This is a genomic window from Pantoea sp. R102 (genome assembly GCF_004916815.1).
GTDB classification, from domain to species: Bacteria; Pseudomonadota; Gammaproteobacteria; order Enterobacterales; family Enterobacteriaceae; genus Pantoea; species Pantoea dispersa.
Map to the genome: position 1 here is coordinate 1 of NZ_SDFT01000297.1, position 2,401 is coordinate 2,401.

Sequence of the window (2,401 nt, forward strand, 5' to 3'; positions counted from 1 at the left end):
AGCGCCACCAGCGACAGCAGCGTGGCAAACTGCAGGATGGAGGTCAGCGACCATGCCGCCAGCATCTGCGGCAGCACAATCGCGATGGCGCCCAGCAGCAACAGCCACAGCGCCAGCAGCAGCGTCAGATCGGGGGCTTTGCGCCACAGTTTCATGCCAGCCTCCTTAGCGATAACAGCCGCCCACTGGCTGCTTCACTGCTCAGCACCAGCAACAGCACCGCCCCGGTGACCACGGTTTGCCACAGCGAGGGCACGCCAATCAGCAGCAGGCCATTTTGCAGAATGCGCAACAGCAGCACGCCGAGCAGCGTGCCGAGCAGACTGCAGGAGCCGCCGGTAATGCGCGTGCCGCCCAGCACCACCGCGGCAATCGCCTCCAGTGCCAGCGTGCCGCCGACTGTCATCTCCACGTTACGATAGGTGGCGATGTAGCAGGTGGCGGCCAGGCCGCACAGCACGCCGCTGAGAGCAAAAGTCGCGACACGCACCTGGGTTACCGGAATGCCCGCCAGCCGCGCTTTTTCTTCAGAGTTGCCGGCGGCCAGCAGCCATAACCCGTACGGCGTATGGCGCAGCGCCAGCCACACCAGCGCCCAGGCCGCGATAATCAGCCAGGCCATCAGCGGCAGTCCCAGCAGCGGCAGTCCCAGCAGCGGCCGCATCAGCGCATGCGTCAGATCGCCTGGCAGACCGGAAAGCCACTGCCCGCCCAGCAGCACAAACAGCGCCGTGCGCCAGACGCCGAACAGCCCCAGCGTTCCAACAATCGCCGGAATGCGGCCAATCACCACTACCAGCGCGGTGATCAGCCCTGCCAGCAGGCCAATAAGCGGTCCGGCCAGCGCCGCCAGCAGCGGGGATTGCAGCATCAGTAGTTGTCCGACGCCCCACGCGGCCACGCCCATCACCACGCCCACCGACACATCGACGCCGCCCATGGCGATCACCAGCGTCATACCCAGCGCGATCAACAGCAGTTCGCTGCTGTTGCGCAGAATGGTCAGCAGGTTGTCAGCGGTAGCAAACCACGGTGAAAACCACGTAAAGCAGGCGCCAGCCAGCACGGCGATCGCCAGCAGGACGATTTCCCGCGAAGTCATATGCATCACAGGCCTCGTCAGAATTTGAACTGGTCGACGTTATCTTTGGTGAACACCGCTGGCTTGCCGAGCAGCAGCACACCGGTTTTGCTGTCAAAGGTCACCGGTTGGGCAAAGCCGGGAACGTGATTTTCGGCGGCAAACGCTTTCCCGTCGATCAGCTGTTTGCCCGCCCACACCGTCAGATAGCCAAGCTTTTCCGGGTCCCACAACACGGTGTAGCCAAACGCCCCGCTTTTCAGGTAGGCGCGCGCGGTGTTCGGACTGCAGAAACCGCTGCCAATCACCTTGCCGTTTTTGCCAGCGGTTTCGATGGCCTGCGCCACGCCCGGACAGGTTGTAGAGGCCATGGCAATCACCCCTTTCAGATCGGGGTTAGCGGACATCAAATCGGTGGTGATTTGCGCCGCGCGGCTGGCGGAACCGCCGGCGTACTGGGGTTTGAGCAGCGTAATGTGCGGATATTTACTTTTCACCCGCTGCTGCATAAAGCCAATCCAGCTGTTGAGGTTGGACGCCGTGGCTTCGCCGGAGACGATGCCAATTTTGCCGCGCTCGCCGACGCGTTTGACCATCTCATCGATCACCGTATCGCCCAGTCCCTCATCGGTGGCCTGCGCCACATAGACCGGCCGCCCGCTGTCGGGCGCATCGCTGTCGCTGGTGAACAGATGCACATTACTCGCCTGCGCCTGCGCCATCACCGGCGCAATACTGGAGGCATCCAGCACGCTGATGCCAATCGCATTGACCTTCTGCGCAATCAGGTTCTGCACGATCTGCAGCTGATCCATCGGATTGGTATCTACCGGACCGCTATAGACAAACTCCACGCCGAGATCGTGCGCGGCGCGCTTGCCGCCCGCCTCCATCGCCTGAAAATAGGGAATACCGATGATTTGCGGCACGAAGGCCACCTTTTGTGCCGCGAAGGCGTAACCCGATACCAGCAGCGACAGCGAACAAACAGCAGTAGCAATGCGATGCATGATGATTTCCCCTGGTGTGAGTGCTTAGGTGTTTTCGAAAATGCGCGCATCAGGATGCGCACCGGTAATGAGTGCAACGATTTCGTCTGGCGTGGTGTCCGCGTGACGGCGCTCGGCGATTTTGCGGCCGCGACGAAACACCACCATGCGATCGGCCACGGCAAACACATCGCTGATGTTGTGGCTGATCAGCACCACAGCGCAGCCACGTTCCGCCAGGCGGCGCGTCAGCTGCAGGACTTTCTGCGTCTCCGCGACCGCCAGCGCGGCGGTGGGTTCATCCATGATCACCAGCTGCGCGTTGAGATTG

Annotated in this window: 2 protein-coding genes and 1 pseudogene; all 3 read right to left on the bottom strand. The window is 62.2% G+C overall.

Annotation, left to right across the window (positions count from 1 at the left end; genetic code table 11):
* Nucleotides 1-151: 151 nt before the first annotated feature.
* Entirely contained in the window at nt 152-1,108 is a 957-nt protein-coding gene (locus tag ERD80_RS22080; protein ID WP_136548567.1) for an ABC transporter permease, read from the bottom strand.
* 11 nt (nt 1,109-1,119) lie between these two features.
* Entirely contained in the window at nt 1,120-2,091 is a 972-nt protein-coding gene (locus ERD80_RS22085; protein ID WP_058758760.1) for an autoinducer 2 ABC transporter substrate-binding protein, read from the bottom strand.
* A gap of 24 nt (nt 2,092-2,115) precedes the next feature.
* Nucleotides 2,116-2,401 (bottom strand): annotated as a pseudogene (locus ERD80_RS22090) (sugar ABC transporter ATP-binding protein); the annotation flags it as partial.

Excerpts from the sequence above, each read along its gene's own strand:
- ERD80_RS22085 (WP_058758760.1), bottom strand. The coding sequence starts at position 2,091 with ATGCATCGCATTGCTACTGCTGTTTGTTCGCTGTCGCTGCTGGTATCG.
- ERD80_RS22080 (WP_136548567.1), bottom strand. The coding sequence starts at position 1,108 with ATGCATATGACTTCGCGGGAAATCGTCCTGCTGGCGATCGCCGTGCTG.